The following is a 23,340-nucleotide window of genomic DNA, read 5'->3' as shown; positions in this document are numbered from 1 at the left end:
GCCATTCACCATGATGAGAAATTTTGCGGCAGTGCAACATGGCTGAGTTTCACGAAGTGAAACGTGACTTTCGAATCGTGGGATTTGGGGCGGAACAATGGCGCGCATGAGCACCCTCCTCACCCCTCGGCTGCGGTTGGAACCGCTGGATGACACCCACCTGGACGGTTTGCACCGCCTCAACAGCGATCCGGTGGTCATGCGCTACATCACTGGCAAGCCCGAAACACGCGAGGAAACCCAAGCCGTCATCACCCGCGTCCGAGCGCGGTGGGCAGAGCTTGGCTACTCCTGGTGGGCGTTCCGCCGCCAAGACGATGGCGATGTGATCGGCATGGGCTGCATCCAGCACCTGAACCGCGACCTGGCCGGCCCGCTGGAAACCGGCTGGCGCCTGCGCCAAGACGCGTGGGGCCAGGGCTATGCCAGCGAGGCGGCCCGCCACATGGTCGGCTGGGCCTTCAAAACATTGAAGCCGGATTTGGTGTGCGCCGTGTGCCAACCCGAAAACACGCCCTCTTCCACCGTGATGGAGCGCCTGGGCATGACGTACACCGGCCTGGGGCGTTGGTACGACATGGACTGCAAGCGCTACGACATCACCGCCGCGCAGTGGGCCACCAGCGACGCCAAGCAGCGCTACGACGCTGAGGCATAGTTCCACCTACTTCAACCGCCTTGCACGGAGGACCCATGGCGAACACCGAACAGCGCAGCAACAAGATGAGCAAGAAGCCCAAGAAGGACGCGCCGGTCGGCAAGTCCGCCGGCTCCGACCGCCCCGTGGCACCGATGACCGCAGTCATCCCCAAGGGCAAAGAGGCCAAGAAGAACAAGTGACCGGTGGGGCCTTGGCCCCGCGTCACCGGGCGCGGCGATGCCCGCCCGACCTCACAGCCCGCCGACGAAGTAGCGCTTCAGGCCGGCCAGAATCATTTCCACGGCAATGGCCGTGAGCACCAGGCCCATCAGCTTCTCGATGGCCGACACCACCGAATCGCCCAGCAGCTTGCGGATGCGGTCGGCCAACACCAGCACCAGGCCCGACACCAGCATCGCGGTGCTCAGCGCGCCAATCCATTCATAGATGCGATCCGGCTGGCGCGAGGCCAGCAGCAGCACCGTGGCCATGGCCGACGGGCCGGCCAGCAAAGGCACGGCCAGCGGAAAGATCAACGGCTCGCGGCCGGGCTCCACGCCGTAGGCCGATTCGCCGGAGCTGCCGAAGATCATGCGGATCGCGATGATCACGAGGATCACGCCGCCCGCGACCTCCAGCGACCGCTCCGACAGGTGCATCACCCGCAGGAAGCCCTCGCCCAGGAACATGAACGCGAAGAGCACGCAAAACGCAATGCTCACCTCGCGCACGGCGACACGCGTGCGGCGCTCTTTCGGCACCGCCCGCATGATGGGAATGAAGATGGGCAGGCTGCCGAGCGGGTCCAGCACCAGCAACAGCAGGATCAGGGCGGAGAGAAAGCTGTGGTCCATCCGCCCGGATTGTCCGCGAGGGCGTCAGAACCGGTAGTGCGCCCGTGCGAAGTACGACGCACCATTCAGGCCGAACTGCACGCTGTCGTAATAGAAGCCGTTGTCGGTTTCGTCCGGGTTCTGGCGCGTGGGCTTCACGTTGAACACGTTGTTGCCGCCCACGCTGAGCTTGAGCGCCGGCGTGGCCTGCCAGCTCAGGCCCAGGTCCATCGAGGCCTTGGGCTTGTAGTGCAGGTTGGGCACCGGCGGGCCAGAGAAGGTGCCTTGGGTCTGGCTGCCGAAGTAAATGACCTTGGCCTCGCTCGTCCAGGCGCCTTGGCTGTACTCGAAGCCCAGCGTGGCCTTCGCGCGGGGGCCGCCCTGCTCGATGAACAGGCGCTCACGCTCGGACAGCAGCACATCCTCGAAGCCCTTCAAGGCGGCCGGCGCGTTGATGGCCGTCACCTGGGTGCGGCTCACATTCAGGGCCAGGAAGGTGTTGAGCTGACCGGCGCCCAGGCGCGCACGGGTGGAGGCGGTCAGGTCCAGCCCTTCCGTCTTGGTGTTGATCGAGTTCACGAAGAACTGGGCCTGGCCCACACCCAAGCCCTGCAGGATGGCGCCGAGCTTGGGGTAGTTGTCTTCATCGAAGCGGCCGGACAGCACGATGCGGTCGCGGATCTTGATCTGGTACAGGTCCACGGTCAGCGCGGTGTCGGCGCTGGGTTTGAAGGTGAAGCCCAACGTCACGTTTTTGGATTTCTCCTGCTTGAGCGACGGCACGCCCGCGGCATTGGCGATCTTGCTGCCGTTGGGCGCCAGCACCACATCCAGCGGCTTGCCGCTGATGAAGTCGGTGAAGGTGGACGAGAAATACAGCTGCTGCAGGCTGGGCGCCCGGAAGCCGGTGCTGGCCGCGCCGCGCAGCAGCCATTCCTTGCTGGCCTTGTAGCTGCCCGCCAGCTTGGCGGTTGTGGTGGAGCCAAAGTCGCTGTAATGCTCGGCGCGCAGCGCGGCGTCCAGCGTGAGCGCGGGGGTCAGGTTGGCCTCCCAATCGACGTACAGCGCCTGGCTGTTTCGGCTCTTGTTGGTGGCGTCCGACGGCTGGAAGCCCGGGAAGCCCTGGCTGCCAGCGTTGCCGCCAAAGCCCACGCCGTCGGCGTCGATGTAGGAGCCCGGCTCCCCGGCCACGATGTCGTACTTCTCCTTGCGGTACTCGGCACCGAAGGCGATGTTGCTGCCGCCCAGGAGGTCCGGGAAGAAATGGCTCACATCGAAGTTGGTGGTGGCCTGGCTGAAGCCGAAACCGCCCGCGTCGAACTGGTTGGGGCTGATGCCCTTGCCGCCAGCCAGCAGATCCTTGTTGGCGATGGAGGCGTTCAGCGTGTTGCTGATGTTGTAGCGGAGCTTGTTGCTGCCGTAGGTTTGCGAGAGGTCGGTGTCCCAGCCCGCCACCACCGACTTCCAGCCCACGATCAGGTAGCGGTCCTGGATCTTGCCGTTGATGTAGGGCACGAAGCCGTTCGGGTACATGGCCGCGGAGTTGCGGCTGGGGATGTCGTCGTCCCCGTTGCGGGCCCAGGCGGCGGACGAAGCGTCGCGGTCTTGCGCGCCAGCCGTGACGTAGACCTTGTCGGCGCCAGCCAGCGGGAATTCGCCATTCAGGTACAGCGTCTTGTTCTCGACCTTGGTGTCGCCAATCGTGCGCGGGTTGCCCGGGTCGGCGCGGTTGGAGCGGCCGCGGTCTTGCCACTCGCCCGTCACGCCCAGCGTGCCCCCGGCCAGCTTCACGCCGCAGTAGGCGGAGGCGAGGTAGTTCTTGCCGTCACCCGCGGAGTACTGGCCGTAACCGGCCACGGCCTCGCAGCCGGCCTTCTTCTTCAGTTGCACGTTGATGACGCCGGCGATGGCGTCCGACCCGTACTGCGCCGCAGCGCCGTCGCGCAGCACCTGCACGTTGTCAATGGCCAGCAGCGGCAGCGAGTTCATGTCCGTGCCCGTCGTGCCGCGGTTGCGGGCGCCGAACAGGTTCACCAGCGCCACGGTGTGGCGGCGCTTGCCGTTGACCAGCACCAGCGTCTGGTCCGAACCCAAGCCGCGCAGCGCAGCCGAGTCGATCAAGTCGGCGCCATCGGCACCCGTCTGGCGCGTGGAGTTGAACGAGGGCGACAGGTACTGCAGCGACTGCGCCAGGTCGAACTGGCCGCCGCCTTCCGTCACCTTGCTCATTGAGTAGATGTCCACCGGCACCAGGGTTTCGGTGCTGGAGGCGGCGGGCAGCGTCTTGCGCGAGCCCACCACCGTCACCCGCTCCAGACTGCTGGCATCCTGGGCCAGGGCGACGACGGAAGAAAACAGGCTCAGGGCTGCCACAGCGGTGGGCAGCAGGCGAGGTGCTTGCATGAAAACTCCGGATGCAATGTGTGATGGCGAGCGAGTTTGCCCCTCGCCAGCACCGCGCCATCGGCCTGTGTTGTGACGCCCCGACATCTGCCACCCCGGGGAAAACGCGGGGCCATGGCCTGCCGCTTCACCCAGTTGGACGGGCTCATCCCCGAGGATGGTGCACCGCGTGGATCGCCTTGAGGCGCTCACGCGCCACATGGGTGTAGATCTGCGTGGTGGACAGGTCGGCGTGCCCCAAAAGCAGCTGCACGGCCCGCAAATCTGCACCATGGTTGAGCAGATGCGTGGCGAACGCGTGGCGCAAGGTGTGGGGCGACAGCGGCGCCGTGATGCCCGCCACCACGGCGTAGCGCTTGATGAGATTCCAGAACATCTGGCGCGACATGCCGACGCCGCGGCGGGTCACGAACAGGTCATCGCTGCTCTGCCCGGCCAGGATCTCGGCGCGCGCATCGCGCACGTAGCGCGCCATCCAGTCGCGGGCGTGTTCGCCAAACGGCACGAGGCGCGCCTTGCTGCCCTTGCCGGTGATGTGCAGCGCCGCGTCCTTGAAGGCCACGTGCGCGCTCTTCAGCGTCACAAGCTCGCTCACGCGCAGGCCGCTGGCGTACATCAGCTCCAGCATTGCGCGGTCACGCAACCCGAGGGCAGTGTCCACATCGGGCGCCGCCAGCAGCGCCGCCACCTGGGCTTCACTCAGCAGCTTGGGCACGCGCAGCGGCTGGCGGGCCGGGGTGAGCTTGAGCGTGGGGTCGGCCTGTACCCGCCCCTCGCGCAGCGCCCACCGGAAGAAGCGCTTGAAGACCGACAGCCGGCGGTTGGCGCTGGTGGCCTTGCCGGCCGGCCGCGCGGCGGCGTACTCCAGCAACTGCAACTCGGTGCAGGCGCAAATGGGCTGCGGCGCCAACCACTTGGCCAGGCCGGTCAGGTCGCGCCGGTAGGCAGCCTGGGTGTTGGCGCTCAGGCCGTCTTCCAGCCAGAGTGCCTCGATGAAGGCTTCAATAGTCGCGTCCACGGCGCTCCAGGTCCTGCGTCAAGCGCCGCGCGAACGCTCAGTCCAGCTTCAGCTTCTGCTGGGCCACGACCTTTTTGTACACATCGAACTCCGCCGCGATTTGCGCAGCGAACTGCTCCGGCGTGTTGGCCACGATGAGCGAGCCCGTGTCTTCGATGCGTTTCTTGGCGTCAGGGTTCTCCAGCGCCTTGCGCACCGCCGCGTTCACTTTGTCCACCACATCCTTGGGCAGGCCCTTGGGGCCATGGACGCCGTAGTAGGCCATGCGGTTCACCGGCTCCAGCCCCACCTCCTTGAAGGTGGGCACATTCGGCAAGGCCGCCACGCGCTGCGGCGCGGCCACGACGATGGGAATCAGCCGCCCGTCCTTGATGAAAGGCAGTGCCGACGGCAGGTTGTCAAAAATCATCGGCACCTGGCCGGCCACGGTGTCGTTCAGCGCCGGGCCCGCGCCGCGGTACGGGATGTGCAGCACGAACACGCCGGCCAGCGTCTTGTACAACTCCATCTGCAAGTGGCCAATGCCGCCGGTGCCCGAGGTGGCGTAGCTGTGCTTGCCGGGGTTCTTCTTCAGCTCGGCCACAAAGGCCTTGTAGTCACGCGCCGGAAAGCTCGGGTGCACGGCAATCACGTTGGGTGTGGCGGCCATGTTGATGATGGGCGTGAAGTCGGTCAGCGGGTTGTAGGCGATCTTGGGGTTGATCGCAGGGTTGGCCGCCGTGGTGGACACCGTGGCCACGCCGAGGGTGTAGCCGTCTGGCGCGGCACGGAAAATTTCCGTGGCCCCGACGGTGCCGCCGCCGCCGGCCTTGTTGTCCACCACCATGCTTTGGCCCAGCAGGCTGCCCATGCGCTCCGAAACGATGCGGGCAATGATGTCGGTGGTGCCTCCGGGGGCAAACGGCACGATCAAACGCACCGGCTTCGACGGATAAGCCTGGGCCAGCGCAAGGCCGGCACACGGGCCCAAAGACGACAGCGCTGCGGCTTGCAGGAGGGAACGGCGTTGCATGGGGCGGTCTCCGTGAGTCGTGGGTGGCCGGATGCTAGCCCGGCTGCCCCAGCAAGCCCGCGCGCAGGCGTGCGTCGCTGTTCACATCTCCCAGAAAAACCTTCAGGAACGCGGTGTAGAAGTCGTGCCCCTCGATGGCCTTGCCCCACACCTTACCGTTCACGGTGAGCACCGTGCCGCCCTGGTCGGGCAGGTAGTCGATGTGCAGCAAATCGCCCTTTTTGACGCGCCCCACCTCGCTGATCGCGGCATTGAACTGCTTCACCCGCTCGGCCAGCGCCGCACGCTCGGCCTCGGTGGTGTTGCGGTTCACGCCCTTGTTGATGGCCTTCACGAACTCCTGCGTGGAGACGTCTTTGACCAACGGGATGACGATGCGCATCTCCAGCCGCTTCGGCCCCGATTGGCTGTACACCCCATCCGGCGTGGCCGCCTTGTGCGGCAGGTACAGCGCCGCCAGGTACAGCGGGTAGATGGCCACCTGCCGCTTGCCGGCGCCATTGAGCGCCAGGGTGCTGTTGCCCAGGGTCAGCGAGTCGGCGAACTCCTGGCCCTCGTAGCGCACCGCCTGGGCGGGCAACGATGCAGCCGCCGCGAGGGCGAGGGCCGCAGCGCGGCGACGAAAAGTTGCGGTCATTCAGACACTCCAGAAACAAAGGCCGCCGGCGGATCGGGCTCGGCCGCCAGCGCCCAGGCCACATGTTCGCCCACCAAGGGGTCGGCACCATCGGCCGCACGGTGCAGGGCCGTGCGCAGGCCCACGTCTTCTTGCCGGCGCAGTGCGTTGCCTGCAGCCACGGCCAGGTTGCGCCGCCAACGCTGGAAGCCAATGCGCCGGATGGCCGAGCCCTCGGTGCGGCGCAAAAACTCGGCCTCGCTCCAGCCCAGCAACGCCTCAATGGTGCCCCCCGCCATGCCGGGGCGGGCATCGAAGTCGGCCAGCACCGCCGGCTGCGCAAACTTGTTCCAGGGGCAGGCCAGTTGGCAATCGTCGCAGCCGTACACGCGGTTGCCGATGAGCGGGCGCATGTCAGTCGGGATCGGGCCGTCGTGCTCGATGGTGAGGTACGACACGCAGCGTCGCGCATCCACCCTGTACGGCGCCGTGATGGCCCCGGTCGGACACACATCCAGGCACGCGCGGCACTCGCCGCAGTGGCCGGTGACGGGGTCGGTAAGCGGGAGGGGCAGATCGATGAAGATCTCACCCAAGAAGAACATCGAACCCGCATCGCGGTGCAGCGTCAGCGTGTGCTTGCCGCGCCAGCCCAGGCCGGAGCGCGTGGCGAGTTCCACCTCCAGCACGGGTGCAGAGTCGGTGAACACGCGGTAGCCCAGCGGCCCCACCTCGCCCTGCAGTTGGTCCGCCAGCTTTTGCAAGCGCTGGCGCAGCACCTTGTGATAGTCCCGCCCCCGGGCATAGAGAGAGATTTGCGCCTGTTGCGGCCGCGCCAACCCAGCCCACTCCACGGCCTGCCAGCCGGGTGCGGTGTGCGGCGGCAGGTAATCCATGCGGGCCGTGATGACACGCAGGGTGCCTGGCACCAGCTCCGCCGGCCGGGCCCGCTTCATGCCGTGCGCAGCCATGTAATGCATGCGGCCGTGGTGGCCGGCATCCAGCCAGGCTTGCAGGCCGGGTTCGGCACTGCGCAGGTCCACATCGGCCACGGCGATCTGTGAGAATCCCAGCTCACGCGCCCAGCCGCGCAGCCGTGACAACAGCGCGCTAGCCTCGACAGTAGACGGAACCTCTTGCATTTGGCCGCGATTCTAGAAACCGAGTTGCTGTGGACCGACGAGTCTGCGGCCCAAGCCACCGCAGAACGTCTGGCGGCGGCACTGATGCCCACCCCGCATGCGCTCATCGAGCTGCACGGCCCGCTGGGCGCTGGCAAAACCACCTTCACCCGCTTGCTGCTGCGCGCGCTTGGCGTGCAGGGCCGCATCAAGAGCCCGAGCTATGCCGTGATGGAAAGCTACGAGCTGCCCGGCGGCGGCGTGGCGAGCCATTTCGACTTCTACCGCTTCGGCGACCCGCGTGAGTGGGAAGACGCGGGCTTTCGCGATGTGTTTGCCGCACCTGGCCTGAAGCTGTGCGAGTGGCCGGAAAAGGCCGCCGGCCAACTGCCGCCGCCGGACCTGCAGCTCTTCATTGAGCTGAACGACGACGACACCCGCCGCGTGCGCGCCGTGGGCGCCGAGCGCTGGGTGAAGGCGCTGGCATGAAGCGCCGCGACACGCTGGGCCTGCTGGCCGTGCTGCTGAAGGCGCCCGACACGCTGGCGGCCGGCAGCCAGGCCAACATCGTGGCCGTGCGGGTGTGGCCGGCGCAGGAGTACACCCGCGTCACGCTGGAGTCCGACAAGCCGCTGGCGGTGAAGCACTTCCTGGTGGATGCGCCGCACCGGCTGGTGATCGACATCGACGGTCTGGAACTCAGCCCCGGCCTGCGCGACCTGATCGGCAAGGTCAAGGCCGACGACCCGTTCATCACCGGCGTGCGCGTGGGTCAAAACACGCCCACGGTCGTGCGCATCGTGCTGGACCTGCGCCAGCCCGCCGCACCGCAGATCTTCACGCTGGCGCCCGTGGCGGCCTACAAGCACCGCTTGGTGTTCGACCTCTACCCCAAGGTGACTGCCGACCCGCTGGTGGCGCTGGCCCAGGACGGCGGCAAACCGGCGGGCGTGGCCGCCCCGCCCTCGCCCGCCTCGCCGGCACAACGCGCACAGGCGGCAGCCAGTGCCGTGAACGACGCGCTGGGCGAGCTGATCCAGAAGATCGAGCGCCCGGCCGAAAAGCCTGCGCCAGGCCGCGCGAATTTGCCGTCTGCACCCGTGCCCTCCGCACCGGTATCGACGGTTCCCGCAGCGCCTGCAGCGTCAGCGCCTCCGTCCGCGCCTGCCGCGTCCAAGCCGACTGCAGTGCCCACCCCGGCGCCGGCCGCCTCCGCACCCGCGGTGTCGGCCCCGCCAGGGCCGGCGGCTCCGCGCATCGACCAGCTCATCATCATTGCCCTGGACCCGGGCCATGGCGGCGAAGACCCCGGCGCGGTCGGCCCCTCGGGCCTGCGCGAGAAAGACGTGGTGCTGGCCGTGGCCCACAAGCTGCGCGAGCGCCTGACGGCCAACGCGAACATTCGCGTGCTGATGACGCGCGACGCCGACTTCTTCGTGCCCCTGCACGAGCGCGTGCGCAAGGCCCGCCGCGTGCAGGCCGACCTGTTCGTGTCCATCCACGCCGACGCCTTCATCACCCCCCAGGCGCGCGGCGCCTCGGTGTTCGTGCTGAGTGACGGCGCCGCCACCAGCGCCGCCGCGCGTTGGATGGCCGACCGCGAAAACGCTGCCGACATGGTGGGCGGCGTGAACGTGGGCGCGGCCACGAACGACGCCAACGTGCTGCGCGCCCTGCTGGACATGAGCACCACGGCGCAGATCAAAGACAGCCTCAAGCTCGGCGGCGAGGTGCTGGGTCAGATCGGCAAGGTCGGCAAGCTGCACAAGCCGCGTGTGGAGCAGGCCGGGTTTGCCGTGCTAAAGGCGCCAGACATCCCGAGCATCCTGGTGGAAACCGCCTTCATCTCCAACCCTGACGAAGAGAAGAAGCTGCGCGACCCCGAGTACCAAGACCAACTGGTGGACGCACTGGCCACCGGCATCGCGCGCTACTTCGCGAAGAACCCGCCCATGCAGCGCAAGCGCAGCGCGACGCTGTAACGCCCCAACAGCGCCGGCAGATCAGACGCGAAACACGGCGACAGCCTGCACCAACTGCTCGGCTTGGTGCCGCAAGCTTTCCGCCGCAGCCGCGCTCTCTTCAACCAGCGCTGCGTTCTGCTGCGTGACCTGATCCAACTGCGTGACGGCCTCGCCCACTTGGTGAATGCCTCGGCTTTGTTCACCAGAGGCGGTACTGATGTCGCCGATCAGCGCACTCACCCGACGGATCGCACCCACAATTTCCTGCATGGTTTGGCCCGCACGCTCCACCTGGGCCACACCGCGCTCCACCTCCGACACGTTGCGCCCGATCAAGCTCTTGATTTCCCGCGCTGCCTCCGCGCTGCGCTGAGCCAGAACCCGCACCTCGCTCGCTACCACGGCAAAGCCCCGCCCCTGCTCGCCTGCACGCGCGGCCTCGACCGCGGCGTTCAACGCAAGGATGTTGGTCTGAAACGCGATGGCGTCGATGACGCCCAGGATGTCACCCACCCGGCGGCTGGAGTCGCTGATCGCCTCCATGGTGTGCACCACCTCGCTGACCGCGCCGCCGCCGTCCGATGCCACACGCGCGGCAGCCTGGGCCAGGTCACTGGCGCGCTGTGCGCCGTCGGTGGTGTTGCGCACCGTGCCGCCCAACTGCTCCATGGTTGCCGCGGTTTGCTGCAAGGCGCTGGCTTGCTCCTCGGTGCGCCCTGACAGGTCTTGATTGCCCAGCGCAATTTGGGCAGACGCCGCCGCCACCGACTCGCTGCCTTGCCGCACGCGTTGAACGGTTGCCACCAACGACAGTTGCATGGCGTGCATGGCCGCCATCAAGGAGGTTTCGTCGCCACGGCGCACCTGCACACGGCCGCTGAGGTCTCCGGCGGCAATGCGCTGTGCCGTGCGTCGCGCCGCTGCCGGCTCCCCGCCCAACTCCACCAGCAGCGAACGCGTGATGGCGGTGGCGAAAGCAACCGACAAGGCCAACACCGCAGCGGCGAGCACGACGGTGGATTGAAGCGTTTGAGACACCCGGTGGCGGGCCGCAGCGGCGCTGTCCACCATCAGGCTTTGTTGGTACTCGACCATCTCGTCCACCGCCGCGAGGTAGGCACGTTGCACCGGCCGAAACGCGCCCAGCGAATGATCACCCGCCTCCTGCGCCTTGTCGGCCCGGATCAAGCGCAAGCTGGTTTCGCGGGCCTCGCGATTGGCCGTCTCGGTCGCCTGCATGCGCGCCAGCACTTCACGCCCACGTGGCGTGGTTTCCATCTGCTGCAAGCGCGCCAGTCGGTCCCCGTTCTGCTGCGCGGCTTTCTCCGTGAGAGCGATGAACTCGTCCACCTGCGCGGCCGACCCGCGCCCGGCCGCGATGATGGCGCTGCGCAGGCTGCGGGTCTGTTGATTGACCGCATCGGCGATGTCTCGGGCGAGATCGATCTTGGGGTAGCGGTCGTCCACGACCTCGGCGAACGCGACTTCGATGCGCTGCAGTTGGAGCCAGGCCAGCACCGCAAACGCGGCGATCAACACGGTGACCAGACCAAACCCCAAGCCCAGCCGCTTCGCGACTGGGAGCTTCGCCAGCGCCCTCATGCAACACCCTTCCGGTTGATTGATCTCTAACCGGATGGTGACACGCCACCCTGCGCGGCACGGCGGCCACCGGGCTCACGTACCAGCGTGGCATGGCGCTCTGTGAAGCCCTACACGGCGATCCCCAAAGCAGCGCGGCTCATGCACCAACGTGCATCAGCAGCACTTGCCCACCCTGGCGCTGTAGCGCGCGGCCTGGCGCTCCCTGAAGAACTCTTCGTAGCTCATGGGCGCGCGGCCCGGGTGCGTGGCCTGGTGGTGGGCCAGGTAGCTGCCGTAGTCGGGCACGCCCACCATGAGGCGCAGGCTTTGCGTGAGATACCGCCCGGCGCGGGCGGTGTCTCGGGCCAGTTCGGCCAGGTCAAGCATGCTGACCGGCCGGCAGCGCGACGAACGCGGTTTCCTGCGCGGTGGCCTTGGCCGTGCCTCGCGCCGCGCGGATGGCCTTGATGCTGTAGACCAGCACGCTGATCACCACGCCCATGAACAACGCGCACAGCGCGGCATCCAGCCGGTCGTTGAACACCACACGCGACATGGCCTCCAGCGACTTGGCCGGCGCCAGCACCTTGCCCTCGGCAATCGCGGCAGCGTATTTGTCGGCGTGGGCCAGGAAGCCCAGCTTGGGGTCGGCCGAGAAAATCTTCAGCCAGCCGGCGGTCATCGTGCAGCACAGCAGCCACACGGCCGGCACGGCCGTCACCCAGGCGTAGCGGTCCTTCTTCATCTTGAAGATCACCACCGTGCCCAGCAGCAGCGCCACAGCAGCCAGCATTTGGTTGGCAATGCCGAACAGCGGCCACAGCGTGTTGATGCCGCCCAGCGGGTCCACCACGCCCTGGTACAGGAAGTAGCCCCAGGCCGCCACGCACAGGCCCGTGGCCAACAGGTTGGCGCCCCAGCTTTCGGTGCGCTTGAGCGACGGCACGAAGCTGCCCAGCAGGTCTTGCAGCATGAAGCGGCCGGCGCGGGTGCCTGCGTCCACGGCGGTCAGGATGAACAGCGCCTCGAACAGGATGGCGAAGTGGTACCAGAAGGCCATCATGGCCTTGCCGCCCACCACCTGGTGCAGGATCTCCGCCATGCCCACGGCCAGCGTCGGTGCACCACCGGCGCGGGCCAGGATGGTCTTCTCGCCCACATCGGCCGCAGCCTGCGTCAGCATGTCGGGGGTGATGACGAAGCCCCAGGTGGACAGCGTCTGCGCCACCGTCGCGGCATCCTTGCCCACCACGGCCGCCGGGCTGTTCATCGCGAAGTACACGCCGGGCTCGATGCACGAGGCGGCCACCAACGCCATCACGGCCACGAAGCTTTCGGCCAGCATGCCGCCGTAGCCGATGTAGCGGGCGTGGGTTTCGTTCTCCAGCAGCTTCGGGGTGGTGCCCGACGAGATGAGCGAATGGAAGCCCGACACCGCGCCGCAGGCGATGGTGATGAACAGGAACGGGAACAAGCTGCCCGCCCACACCGGGCCCGAGCCCGCGGCGAACTGCGTGAGCGCCGGCATCTTGAGCGGCGGCGCCACGATGACGATGCCGATCGCCAGCGCCACGATGGTGCCGATCTTCAAGAACGTGGACAGGTAGTCGCGCGGCGCCAGCAACAGCCACACCGGGATGCACGCCGCCACAAAACCGTAGCCGATCAACGCCCACACCAGTTGCACCGGCGTGAAGGTGAAAAGCGGCGCGAGCGTGGCGCTTTCGCTGACCGCCTGGCCCCCGAAGATCGCCGCCATCAGCAGCACGAAGCCAATGACCGACACCTCACCGATGCGGCCTGGGCGGATGAAGCGCAGGTACACCCCCATGAACAGCGCGACCGGAATCGTGGCGGCCACGGTGAACGTGCCCCAGGGCGAATCGGCCAGCGCCTTCACCACGATGAGGGCCAGCACCGCCAGGATGATGATCATGATCATGAACGCGCCGAACAGCGCGATCAGCCCCGGCACGGTGCCCATCTCCTGCTTCACGAGGTCGCCCAGCGACCGGCCATCCCGTCGCGTGGAGATGAACAGCACGATGAAGTCCTGCACCGCACCGGCGAACACCACGCCGGCCAAGATCCACAACAGACCCGGCAGGTAACCCATCTGCGCCGCCAGCACCGGGCCCACCAGCGGGCCGGCACCGGCAATCGCCGCGAAGTGGTGGCCGTACAGCACGTGCTTGTTCGTGGGCACGTAGTCCAGTCCGTCGTTGTACTTCCAGGCGGGCGTCTGGCGCTGGGCGTCCAGCCCCAGAACCCGGTTCGCAATGAACAGGCTGTAGTAGCGGTAGGCGATGAGGTAGGTGCACAGCGCGGCGGCCACGACCCACAGCGCGCTGATCGTCTCGCCGCGGCTCAGGGCCACGGTGGCAAGCGATGCAGCGCCCAGGATCGCGACGCCGGCCCATGCGAGGTGGCGGCGCAGATTCATAAGGCTTGTCTCCAATGCGGCGCGCACGTCGAAAGCAGGCGGCGCTACCGTGGCCGGCAGTGTCGAAAAACCATCCCACTGCGGCATCGGTCAAGCCACGTGGGGCACGCACGCGGCACCACTTAAGGGTCAACCCGAGGCGCACCGGCCCTTCGCGGCACACATGCGCTTACGAAACGGGTGGCCAAGCCGGTCAACGCCACCGCGCAAGGCGCGTTGTTCGACACACAGAGGCCCGATGTGTTGGCCTCGCAGGAGGTTGCTGCCATGTTTCGCCACGCTCTCGTCACGCTTGCCACCGGCACCGCACTGCTCGGCGCTGCGGCCGCCCAGGCCGGCACGCACTGGTCCATTGGCATCAGCCTGCCCGCCACCGGCGTCTACGTGACCGATGCACCCCGCTATATGGCCCCGCCGCCTGTGTACTACGCGCCGCCGCCCGTGGTGTACGCCCCGGCCCCGCGTTACGTGGAGCGTGAGGTGGTGTACGTGGCGCCGCCGCCGGTCATCTATGAGCGCCCCCACCACCACCGGCACCATCACCACTGGCGCGAGGAGCGCGCCGAGCGCGACGACTGGCGTTGGCGCGAGCGCCGCGAATACGACGCCCGCGACACCCGCCCTGGCGGCTACGTCGAAGGCCCGTACCGCGGCCGCTGAAGCCGGCGCCCGCCGGCCGAGCCTGTGCAGCCGCGGGCTGCGGCCTCAGCTCCCGCTGCGGGCGTGCTCGACGGCGTAGCGGATCAACTCCGCCTGCCCGTCCAGCGCCAGCTTGCGTTTGATGCTTTGGCGGTGGGCCTCCACCGTGCGCACCGACAGGTCCAGGTCACGCGCAATTTGCTTGCTGGACGCGCCCTGCCCCAGCTTGCTCAGGATTTCACTCTCGCGCGGCGTCAACACGGGCTTGGGGCTCTGCCCACGGAAGAGCCGGCCTGACACCGCAGCGCTCAGGAACGTTCCGCCTGCCGCCACGGCGTCGATGGCCGACACGATTTCCGTCGCCGGCGCATCCTTCAGCACATAGCCCCGCGCGCCGGCTTGCAAGGCGCGCTGCACGTACTCCGGGTTGTCGTACATGCTGAACATCAGCAGCTTGATGCTGGGCCGGGCGGCCAGCATTTCTGCCCCCAGCACGATGCCGTTGACGTCTTTCAGCCCCACATCCATCAGCACCACATCCGGGGCCGTGCGGCTCAACTGCTCCAGCGCTTCGGTGCGGTGACCGGCTTCGCCCACCACCTCGAAGCGAGGCACGGCCGCCAAGCGCGCCACCAAGCCTTCGCGCACCATCGGGTGGTCGTCCACAAGCAGGATGCGAATCGGCGAAACAGTCATGCAGCAGCGCGGGCCAAGTCGGAGGCCGACAGTGTCACCGCAAGCCGACAGCCCGCGCCGGGCGCCGCCTGCAAACGCAAACGCGCGCCCAGGGCATCGGCCCGCTCACGCATGCTGCGCAGGCCGAGCCCGCGGTCGGCCACCGCCTGCGCGGCGTCCGCATCAAAGCCGTGGCCGTCGTCTGCAATCTCCAGCGCCAACCCGCCGGCGGGCTCGAAGCGCAGCGTCACCGTCACCGCATGGGCTTGCGCGTGGCGCGCGGCGTTGTTGAGCGCTTCTTGGGCAATGCGGAACAGCGCCGTGTTCACCGCCTCGGGCAGCGCCGCCTCTTCGCCCTCCACCGTGACGGAAAACGGCGTGCCGCCGGCCGCGTCGAACTCGCCCGCCAGATGCTGCAGCGCGGCTGGCAAGCCCAAGGTGTCCAGCAGCGCCGGGCGCAGCGCGTGCGACAGGTGGCGCACCTCGGCGAGCGTGCTGTTCAGGCGCTTCAGCGCCAAGGCCTGAAGCCGCTCCGCAGCCGCAGGCTCGTGCTGGGCCGACTCGATCAACAACTTGGTGGCCACCAGCGCCTGGCTGACGCCGTCGTGCAGCTCGCGGGCCAGCCGGGCGCGCTCGTCTTCCTGGCTCTGCACCACCTCGCGCGCCAGCGCGCGCAGCTTCGCTTCGGCGCTGCGGTGCTCACTGAGGTTGAGTGCCAACGCGCCGGCGCTGATCAGCGCAATGCCGAACACCGCCACCGCGCCCACCCACAGCATGGTGGTGGTGATGTTCTGCCGCGCGCCACGCTCCAGCTCGGCCATCGTGGCCTCGATGCCATCCAAGTACAGCCCCGTGCCCAGCATCCAGTGCCACTCGGGCACCGCCACCACATAGCCCAGCTTGGGCGCCAGCTGGCTGCTGGAGGGCTTGCGCCAGAGGTACTCCACGTAGCCGCCGCCCGCCTGGGCTTGGCCAATCAGTTGCTGGATGGTGGGCCGGCCCTGGGGGTCCCGCAGCTCCCACAGGTTTTGCCCCAGCAGGTCGGGCTGGCGCGAATGCATCAGCACGCGGCCCTGCAGGTCGTAGACAAAAAAGTAGCCGTCGGGCCCGTAGTCCAGCGACTTCAGGATGGCCAACGCCTGCGCCTGCCCACCCGGCTGCCCCAACAGCGGCTTGACCGTGCTGACTGCCAGGTCCACGTAGTGCTTGAGCTCGGTGCGGCGGGCCTCCATGTAGCTGGCCCGCACCAGCGCATGCTCACGTTCGGCCAGCGCGCGCTCCTGCTGGCGCACCGCCAGCGCAATCAGCGCGAGCGAGGCCAGCAGCGGCAGCAGCGCCAGCAAGAAAAGCCGCCCCCGCAGGGACAGGGCCGCCCAGGCTTTCAAACGGGTCGCTCCCAGCGGGCGCCATGGCCCGCGGTCACGACCTCACCTGAACGGCACCCCGCCATCACTTGCCCAGCGTTGCCGGCGCCGGGGGCGTCTTGCGCTGCACGGGCTTCCAGCTTTCCAGCCGCTTCATCACGTCGGCGATGGCCGCGTCCAGCTGGGTGTCCTCGCCCCGGTTCACGGCGGCCGGGTCCAGTTCCACGTCCATGTCCGGCGCGGTGCCCTCGTTCTCGATGCGCCATTCGCCGTCCGGCGTGTAGAAGCGGAAGTACGGCACGGTCAGGAAGGCGCCATCGATCAGCGGCGGGTTCACCGAGATGCCGATCAGCCCGCCCCAGGTGCGCTTGCCGATCAACGGACCCAGACCCACGCGCTTGAACGCGTAGGGCATGAAGTCACCGCCCGAGCCGGCGTCCTGGTCGATGAGCATGGCCTTGGGGCCGTAGATGGCGCCGCCCGGCGTGTCGAACACCAGGCCGTCGCGGTCCTTCCAGCTGGCCAGGTACGGCCGGCTGAGCAGCTCGGTCACGTAGTTGGCCGCCTGGCCACCGCCGTTCTTGCGGTCGTCCACGATCAAGGCCGGCTTGTCGATCTGCGCGAAGAACATGCGGTTGAAGTGCTCGTAGCCTTGGCCGCCGGTGTCCGGCATGTAGACGTACGCCACCTTGCCGCCGCTCTTGCGCTCGACGTACTGGCGGTTGCCCTCAATCCACGCCCAGCGGCGCAGCAGGGCTTCGTTGGCGATGGGTTCCACCACGATGTCGCGCCGGCCCGTGCCCGCCGCGTCTTGCGCCACGCTCAGCGTGACCTGCTTGCCCACGGTGTTCTCCAGCAGCGCGTACAGGTTGCCCGTGGCGTCCAGGTCGTGGCCGTTCACGGCCAACACAAAGTCGCCCGCCTTCACAACCAGCCCGGCCACCGCCAGCGGTGCGCGCACGTTGGGGTTCAGGCGGTCGCCGGCGTAGATGCGGCTGATGCGGTAGCGGCCCTGCTCCACGGTGAAGTCCGCGCCCAGCAGGCCCACGCCCACGGCGGGCTCCTGGTAGGTGTCGCCGCCGCCCAGCCGGTTGTGGCCCACCTGCAGTTCGGCAATCAGCTGCACCAGCAAGTCGTTCAGGTCTTCACGGCGCTGCACATGCGCCAGTTGCGGCAGGTAGCGGTTGTAGACGCCCTTCCAGTCCAGCCCGTGCAGGGCGGGGTCGTAGAAGAACTCCTTCTGCATCCACCAGGTCTCGTCGAAGATCTGCTTCCACTCGGCCCGCAGGTCGATGCGGGCGCGCAGGCCCGAAAGGTCCAGCACCTTGGTGTCGGCCTTGTCATTGGCGTCGCCCACCTCCAGCTTGCCGCCGGCCACGGTCAGCAGCAGCTTCTTGTGATCTTCGCTCAGCGAGTACTCGGCCACCCCGCTGCGCAGCAGCTTGGGCTTGCGCTCCTCGAAGTCGAACCGCCACAACTCTCCCGTTGCGCGGCGCTCGGCCTGCGGCGGCTCCACGCTGGCGCCGGGTTGCGGGCGCTGCAGGTAGAACAGTGCGCCGTCGGCACCGACGGCCAGCTCGGCGTAGTTGCGCTCGGCCACCGGCAGGGCCACCACGCGGTCGGCCAGGCCGTTCAGGTCGACGCGGATGGGCTTGACCGCCTCAGCCTTGGGCTTGTCGTCCTTCTTGTCATCCTTCTTGGCGTCGGCCTTCCCATCGGGTTTGGCGTCTGGCTTGCTGCCGCCCGGCTTGTCGTCCTTCTTCTCGTCCTTCTTGGCCTCTTCATCGCCCGCCTTGGGCGCGAGCGGCGATTTGCCGTCCGCCGCCAGCACCAGGGCGTACAGACCGGCGCGCTGGGGGCGCTCTTGCGTGGAGAGGTCCAGCCCCACGCGGCTCGGGCCGGCGTTGATGGACGCGGTGAAGAACAAATAGTCGCCCTTGGCCGAGAACACCGGGTTGCCGGCGTGGGTCAGCCCGTCGGTCACGGTGTGGTTGCGGCCCGTGGCCAGTTCGTGCAACACGATGCGGCCCATGTAGTTCTCACCCGAGGTGGTGAAGGCCAGCCAGCGGCTGTCCGGTGAGAACGACACGGCAAAGCCGTCACCGCCCAGGCGCCGAACGTCGGTGGACAGCTTCACGAGCTGCCCGCGCTGCGCCCCGGCCGCCAGGCCCAGGCGGTACAGGCTCAGGTGGTTGTCTTGCAGCACCAGCTGCTGCCCGTCGGGCGACCAGTCCAGCAAGGTGAAGTAGCCCGCCTCAGGCAGCAGGAAGCGCTCCTTCGCGCCCAGGCCGGTCTGGGCTTGCAGCACCAGTTCATGCCGCATACCCGGCGCATCGGAGATGTAGGCCACGCGCTGGCCATCGGGGCTCCACAGTGCATCTTTCTCACGCACGCCGGAGGTCTCGGTCAGGTTGCGCACGGTGCCGTCTTTCACCGGCACGGTGAACACCTCGCCCCGCGCGCTCACCACCACACGCTTGCCGGTGCTGGACAGGCGAGCCTGCGTCAACGCCTTGCCGGCATCGCGCCACTGCACGCGCGCTTGCGGGTCGGCGCCTGCCACCTGGATGTTCAGCACCTGGGGCTCGCCGCCGGCGAGGTCGATCTGCTTGATGCGGCCACCGGCTTCGTACACCAGCGTGCGGCCCACGGCGTCCACGCTGCGCACGTCCCACTGGGTCTCGCGGGTCAGTTGGCGCAGCGACTTGTTGGCGGGGTTGTAGGCAAACAGGTTGGCCGCGCCATCGTTGCGGTCGGAGATGAACACCACCTCGCCGGCCGCCCACACCGGCGCGGAGTCGGTCGCGTTCACGTGGGGAATCTGCTCCCAGGCTTGGCTGGCCATGTCCATGATCCACACCGGCGGGGTGGAGCCGCCCCGGCTCTGGCGCCAGCCGCTGGGGCCGGCGTAGGCCGCGTTGTAGGGGCGATAGGCCAGCTTCTTGCCGTCGGCCGACCACGCGCCCTCGAAGGCCACCGCCTTCATCACTTGCTTTTCCGCGCCGCCGTCCACGCTCACCTCAAAGAGCTGGTTGCTGCGGTTGTTCAACACCTCGCGGGGCGAGGCAAAGAGCACCCGCTTGCCGTCGGGGCTCCAGCCGCTGACGACATCGGCGCTCGGGTGCCAGGTCAGGCGCTTGGGCGCGCCGCCCTCCACGCCGATCACATAGACGTCGGTGTTGCCGTCGTAGGTGGCCGAGAACGCGATGCGCTGCCCGTCAGGCGAAAACCGCGGCGCGAATTCGCTGGCCGCATGGCTGGTGAGTCGGCGCGGGTTGGCGCCGTTGCGGTCGGCCAGCCACAGGTCACCACCGTACACAAAGGCCAGGCGGTCTTTGGACACGGCCGGCTGGCGCAGCATCAGGGTGGACTCAGCAGCGGCGGCGGTGCCGGCCGCCATCCAGGCGCAGGTCAGCGCCAAGGCGATGCGGGACAAGGTCATCGGGATCTCCGATCAGGTCGCGAAACCCGCGACTCTAGACCGCCCCCGCACACCGCCCGAAAGTCAGCCCGCGGTCTTCTTCAGCCGCCCCTTCAGGCTGCCGCCGATCACGATCAGCCCCGGGATGAGGATGATGGCCCAGATGATCTTGTCCAGATGCGCCTTCACCCACGGCACGTTGCCGAACACATAGCCGATCAATGTGATGCCACACACCCAAAGGGCACCGCCGCCGACGTCGTACATCGTGAACTTGCGCCGCGTCATCTGCGCCACCCCGGCCACGAACGGCGCAAACGTGCGCAGGAACGGCATGAACCGGGCCGCAACGATGGTGAAGCCACCGTGCTTCTCGTAAAACGCGTGTGCCTTGTCGAACGCCGCCTTGTTGAAGAAGCGCGAGTTCTCCCACTGGAACACCCGTGGCCCGAAGTACCGGCCGATCGTGTAGTTGCTCTGGTTGCCCAGAATCGCCGCCGCCGTCAGCAGCGCCATCGAGGTGCCCAGGTCCATCAAGCCCACGCCGCACATGGCGCCCACGACGAACAGCAGCGAGTCGCCGGGCAGAAACGGCATGACCACCACGCCGGTCTCCACAAAGATGATCACGAACAGCAGCGCGTACACCCAGGCGCCATAGCTCTGCACGAAGTCCGCCAAGTGGCGGTCGACGTGGAGGATGAAATCAAGAAGGAAGGGCAGGAAATCCATGGGGCGGGATTATTGAACTGCCACGTGACCAAAAATAATCCCCGCTGGCGCAGGGCCGGTGCGGGGATCAGGCAGCCCGTCAGGCGATCCGTACGCCTGACGTCGAACCGTCAAAAACTCAAGCGCTCTTGCGCTTGCGGGCTGCGCCCAAGCCCAACAGGGCCACGCCCACCAGCGCCACGCTGGCCGGTTCCGGCACGGAGTTGGCGTTGGCCACCAGGATGACCTTCTCCCAACCTTGGTCGTTGTTCAGGCCCGTGAAGGTGCCGGCACGCCACCCGCCGGAGTACCCCTGATGGGTGTGCCAGCACAGGCGCTGGGCCGCGTTGGTGCTCGCCGTGTCGCAAGAGTTGCGGCTGACGAGGTCACCACCGGCAGCGAAACCCCAGGACCAGTTGTTGTTGAAGTACCACTCGATACCGTTGGCGTTGTGGGTCACGTTGCCCGTGCCGGTGTTGAAGGTCACGTCGGCGTAGCTGGCAGCGCCCAACACTTCATAAACCGCGCTGCCGGTGCGGCGAGCGGCCAGCATCAGCGTGTCACCTTGGCAGCCCGACAACATGCCGGCCGTCGTCAGGCCCAAGGTGCCATAGGTGGCCGAGAAGCACTGGGTGAAGCCCCAGCCTGCGACCGTGGCAGCGGTCACGTTGTTTTGAACGCCCACCGGCACGAGCGTGGCGTGTGCCGACGTGCTGGCCAGAACGGTCATCGTGGCCACTGCGGCCGTCGCAAAAAGCTTCTTCATTGTTTTGAATCCTGAGGATGAGAAGAGGGAGCAGGCGCTTAACGCAATTCGCATGCCATGTCGTCCTACATCCGATGGATAAAGGCTCTCAGACAGTTCTGCCCATCCTCAACCCGAAGAATGAAAATTTCTCCGACACCCGCGAATCAGGGATGCATTCGGGTCGGCGCTCCCGTTCCCTGCCCACCCCCGTGCTTCGGGCGGCGACTCCTACAATTTCAGGATGCACGCCCCTTACCGCGCTGAGCCCGAGCAGCAGTCACCGGCCCCGCGCCCCATCCATGAACTCCCCGACGAACTGATCAGCCAGATCGCCGCGGGCGAGGTGGTGGAGCGGCCGGCTTCGGTGGTTCGGGAGTTGGTGGACAACGCGCTGGACGCGGGCGCCACGCACATCCAGGTGAAGTTGATGGGCGGTGGGGTGCGGTCCATCGTGGTGGAAGACGACGGCTGCGGCATTCCGGTGGCGCAGCTGCCTCTGGCGCTCAAGCGCCACGCCACCAGCAAGATCGCCAACCTGCACGACCTCGAATCGGTGGCGACCATGGGCTTCCGCGGTGAAGCGCTGGCGGCCATCGCCTCGGTGTCGGACATGGCCCTGGCCTCGCGCACCGCGGCGGACGCGCACGCGCACCGGCTGGACGCCCGCAGCGGCGAACTGCAACCGGCTGCGCGTGCCCGAGGCACCAGCGTCGAGGTGCGCGAGCTGTTCTTCTCGACGCCCGCACGCCGCAAGTTTTTGAAGACCGACGCCACCGAACTGGCCCACTGCGTTGAAGCCGTTCGGCGCCACGCGCTGGCCCGGCCGGATGTGGGCTTTGCCATCTGGCACGAAGGCAAGCTGGTCGACCAGTGGCGCGCTGCCTCGGTCGAGCAGCGCATCCGCGATGTGCTGGGCGACGACTTCGTGTCCGACAGCCGGGAGTTCGAACTGAGCATCGGGCCGATGGCCCTGACCGGCCGGGCCGGCCTGCCGGAAGCCGCGCGTTCGCGGGCAGACCAGCAGTACGTGTGGGTCAACGGCCGCTATGTGCGTGACAAGCTCATCAGCCACGCCATCCGCTCGGCCTATGAAGACGTGCTGCACGGCCACCGGCAGCCCAGCTACGTGCTGTTCATCGAGATTGCGCCCGAGCTGGTGGATGTGAACGTGCACCCTACCAAGATCGAAGTGCGCTTTCGAGACGGCCGCGCGTTACATCAAAGCGTGCGGCGCGCGTTTGTGGATGCGCTGGCCAAGTCCCAAAGCGCCACCGCGGCGGACGCAGCATCGCCGGCAGCGGCCTTGTCCGTGGCGTCGCCCTCACCCGCCCCGTGGACCTTGGGCGGCCCCGCTCCGCAAGCCGCTGAACCCCGCGCCGGCTATGCTCTCTTCACCCCGCCCGTGCCCCCGTCGGCTGAGCAGGTGCGCCTGTCGCTGGGCCAGCACGAAGCGCTCTGGGCGCCGCACAACCCCGGCTTGCCCACCCGCCCCGCCGGGAGCGCACCGGCATTCCAGCCAGCGGTTCAGCCAGCGCCCCCGGCCCCACTACCCGACCACGACTGGCCGCTGGGCCGCGCGATTGCGCAGATCCAGGGCGTGTACATCCTGGCCGAGAACGCCCAGGGCTTGGTGATCGTGGACATGCATGCCGCCCATGAGCGCGTGGTGTACGAGCGGCTGAAAGCCAAGCTCGGCGCCGCGCTGATCGAGAGCCAGCCGTTGCTGATCCCCGTGAGCTTTGCCGCCACCCCTGAAGAAGTGGCCGCAGCCGAACAGCACGCGCCCACGCTGGCGCAGTTGGGGCTGGATGTGGCACCACTGTCCAGCCGCACGCTGGCCGTGCGCTCGCGTCCGGCCCTGCTGGCCGCCAGCGACCTTGTGGCACTGACGCGCGAGTTGCTGGCCGAGATGGCGCAGTTCGACGCGAGCTCTGTGTTGGAGCGCGCGCAACACGAAATTCTGGCCACCATGGCCTGCCACGGCGCCGTGCGCGCCAACCGCCAGCTGACGCTGGATGAAATGAACGCCCTGCTGCGCGACATGGAAGCCACCGAGCGCGCAGACCAATGCAACCACGGCCGCCCGACCTGGCGCCAGCTCGACATGCGCGAGCTGGACGCCCTGTTCCTGCGCGGCCGCTGAAAGAA

At 67.8% G+C, this 23,340-nt stretch carries 20 protein-coding genes; 6 read left to right on the top strand and 14 right to left on the bottom strand.

Annotated features, from left to right (window positions below; genetic code table 11):
* Window positions 1-106 precede the first annotated feature (106 nt).
* Together ACG01O_RS10070 and ACG01O_RS10065 are read left to right on the top strand one after the other, a co-directional pair.
* A complete protein-coding gene (locus ACG01O_RS10070; protein WP_394384043.1) occupies window positions 107-658 on the top strand; it encodes a GNAT family N-acetyltransferase in 552 nt (183 codons plus the stop codon).
* A gap of 35 nt (window positions 659-693) precedes the next feature.
* Complete coding sequence (locus ACG01O_RS10065) at window positions 694-840, top strand: hypothetical protein (RefSeq protein ID WP_394384042.1); 147 nt, start codon at window positions 694-696, stop codon at window positions 838-840.
* Between the two features lie 51 nt (window positions 841-891).
* Here ACG01O_RS10065 and ACG01O_RS10060 read toward each other — a convergent pair whose 3' ends face one another.
* The 6 genes from ACG01O_RS10060 to queG form a co-directional block, all read right to left on the bottom strand.
* Window positions 892-1,494, bottom strand: a complete 603-nt coding sequence (locus ACG01O_RS10060) for a MarC family protein (RefSeq protein WP_394384040.1) — start codon at window positions 1,492-1,494, stop codon at window positions 892-894.
* Window positions 1,495-1,518: 24 nt separating this feature from the next.
* Window positions 1,519-3,876: a TonB-dependent receptor plug domain-containing protein gene (locus ACG01O_RS10055; protein ID WP_394384038.1), complete on the bottom strand. Its 2,358-nt coding sequence runs from the start codon at window positions 3,874-3,876 to the stop codon at window positions 1,519-1,521.
* Window positions 3,877-4,021: 145 nt separating this feature from the next.
* Window positions 4,022-4,894, bottom strand: a complete 873-nt coding sequence (gene xerD, locus ACG01O_RS10050; protein WP_394384037.1) for a site-specific tyrosine recombinase XerD — start codon at window positions 4,892-4,894, stop codon at window positions 4,022-4,024.
* A 37-nt stretch (window positions 4,895-4,931) separates the two neighbouring features.
* Window positions 4,932-5,906, bottom strand: a complete 975-nt coding sequence (locus ACG01O_RS10045) for a tripartite tricarboxylate transporter substrate binding protein BugE (protein WP_394384035.1) — start codon at window positions 5,904-5,906, stop codon at window positions 4,932-4,934.
* Window positions 5,907-5,940: 34 nt separating this feature from the next.
* Window positions 5,941-6,543: a chalcone isomerase family protein gene (locus ACG01O_RS10040; RefSeq protein WP_394384033.1), complete on the bottom strand. Its 603-nt coding sequence runs from the start codon at window positions 6,541-6,543 to the stop codon at window positions 5,941-5,943.
* Window positions 6,540-7,664, bottom strand: coding sequence for a tRNA epoxyqueuosine(34) reductase QueG (gene queG, locus ACG01O_RS10035; protein ID WP_394384032.1), 1,125 nt, complete (start codon window positions 7,662-7,664; stop codon window positions 6,540-6,542). The genes ACG01O_RS10040 and queG overlap by 4 nt, the downstream gene beginning before the upstream one ends.
* A gap of 84 nt (window positions 7,665-7,748) precedes the next feature.
* Between queG and tsaE the strand changes: the two genes are divergently transcribed.
* Window positions 7,749-8,132 carry a tRNA (adenosine(37)-N6)-threonylcarbamoyltransferase complex ATPase subunit type 1 TsaE gene (gene tsaE, locus ACG01O_RS10030; protein ID WP_394384030.1) on the top strand — a complete coding sequence of 128 codons (384 nt, stop codon included), beginning with the start codon at window positions 7,749-7,751 and terminating at the stop codon, window positions 8,130-8,132.
* Complete coding sequence (locus tag ACG01O_RS10025; protein WP_394384027.1) at window positions 8,129-9,625, top strand: N-acetylmuramoyl-L-alanine amidase; 1,497 nt, start codon at window positions 8,129-8,131, stop codon at window positions 9,623-9,625. Before tsaE ends, ACG01O_RS10025 begins: the two co-directional genes overlap by 4 nt.
* Before the next feature lie 21 nt (window positions 9,626-9,646).
* Here ACG01O_RS10025 and ACG01O_RS10020 read toward each other — a convergent pair whose 3' ends face one another.
* From ACG01O_RS10020 to ACG01O_RS10010, 3 genes are all read right to left on the bottom strand, one after another.
* Window positions 9,647-11,209, bottom strand: coding sequence for a methyl-accepting chemotaxis protein (locus ACG01O_RS10020; RefSeq protein ID WP_394384025.1), 1,563 nt, complete (start codon window positions 11,207-11,209; stop codon window positions 9,647-9,649).
* Between the two features lie 156 nt (window positions 11,210-11,365).
* Complete coding sequence (locus ACG01O_RS10015; RefSeq protein WP_394384023.1) at window positions 11,366-11,578, bottom strand: YbdD/YjiX family protein; 213 nt, start codon at window positions 11,576-11,578, stop codon at window positions 11,366-11,368.
* Window positions 11,571-13,634, bottom strand: coding sequence for a carbon starvation CstA family protein (locus ACG01O_RS10010; RefSeq protein WP_394384022.1), 2,064 nt, complete (start codon window positions 13,632-13,634; stop codon window positions 11,571-11,573). Before ACG01O_RS10010 ends, ACG01O_RS10015 begins: the two co-directional genes overlap by 8 nt.
* 267 nt (window positions 13,635-13,901) lie before the next feature.
* Between ACG01O_RS10010 and ACG01O_RS10005 the strand changes: the two genes are divergently transcribed.
* The gene (locus tag ACG01O_RS10005) at window positions 13,902-14,294 is read left to right on the top strand and encodes a hypothetical protein (protein WP_394384020.1); all 393 of its coding nucleotides are present in this window, start codon (window positions 13,902-13,904) and stop codon (window positions 14,292-14,294) included.
* A 45-nt stretch (window positions 14,295-14,339) separates the two neighbouring features.
* Here the strand turns inward: ACG01O_RS10005 and ACG01O_RS10000 are convergent, their stop codons facing one another.
* The 5 genes from ACG01O_RS10000 to ACG01O_RS09980 form a co-directional block, all read right to left on the bottom strand.
* Window positions 14,340-14,969, bottom strand: coding sequence for a response regulator transcription factor (locus ACG01O_RS10000; protein ID WP_394384019.1), 630 nt, complete (start codon window positions 14,967-14,969; stop codon window positions 14,340-14,342).
* Window positions 14,966-16,333: a cache domain-containing protein gene (locus tag ACG01O_RS09995; protein ID WP_394384018.1), complete on the bottom strand. Its 1,368-nt coding sequence runs from the start codon at window positions 16,331-16,333 to the stop codon at window positions 14,966-14,968. Before ACG01O_RS09995 ends, ACG01O_RS10000 begins: the two co-directional genes overlap by 4 nt.
* Before the next feature lie 64 nt (window positions 16,334-16,397).
* Window positions 16,398-19,754 (bottom strand): S41 family peptidase, encoded by a 3,357-nt coding sequence (locus tag ACG01O_RS09990; RefSeq protein WP_394384016.1) that lies wholly within the window; start codon window positions 19,752-19,754, stop codon window positions 16,398-16,400.
* 63 nt (window positions 19,755-19,817) lie between these two features.
* On the bottom strand, window positions 19,818-20,465 hold the full coding sequence (locus tag ACG01O_RS09985) for a DedA family protein (RefSeq protein WP_394384014.1): 648 nt from the start codon (window positions 20,463-20,465) through the stop codon (window positions 19,818-19,820).
* 118 nt (window positions 20,466-20,583) lie between these two features.
* On the bottom strand, window positions 20,584-21,210 hold the full coding sequence (locus tag ACG01O_RS09980; protein WP_394384012.1) for a PEP-CTERM sorting domain-containing protein: 627 nt from the start codon (window positions 21,208-21,210) through the stop codon (window positions 20,584-20,586).
* A 223-nt stretch (window positions 21,211-21,433) separates the two neighbouring features.
* On the opposite strand from ACG01O_RS09980, the gene mutL reads away from it, so the two are divergent.
* Window positions 21,434-23,335, top strand: coding sequence for a DNA mismatch repair endonuclease MutL (gene mutL, locus ACG01O_RS09975; RefSeq protein ID WP_394384011.1), 1,902 nt, complete (start codon window positions 21,434-21,436; stop codon window positions 23,333-23,335).
* Window positions 23,336-23,340: the final 5 nt, after the last annotated feature.

Source organism: Pelomonas baiyunensis (genome assembly GCF_043555935.1).
GTDB classification, from domain to species: Bacteria; Pseudomonadota; Gammaproteobacteria; order Burkholderiales; family Burkholderiaceae_C; genus Pelomonas; species Pelomonas baiyunensis.
The sequence above is the reverse complement of the archived record's forward strand: the minus strand, read 5'-3'. Positions and strand labels throughout refer to the sequence as shown.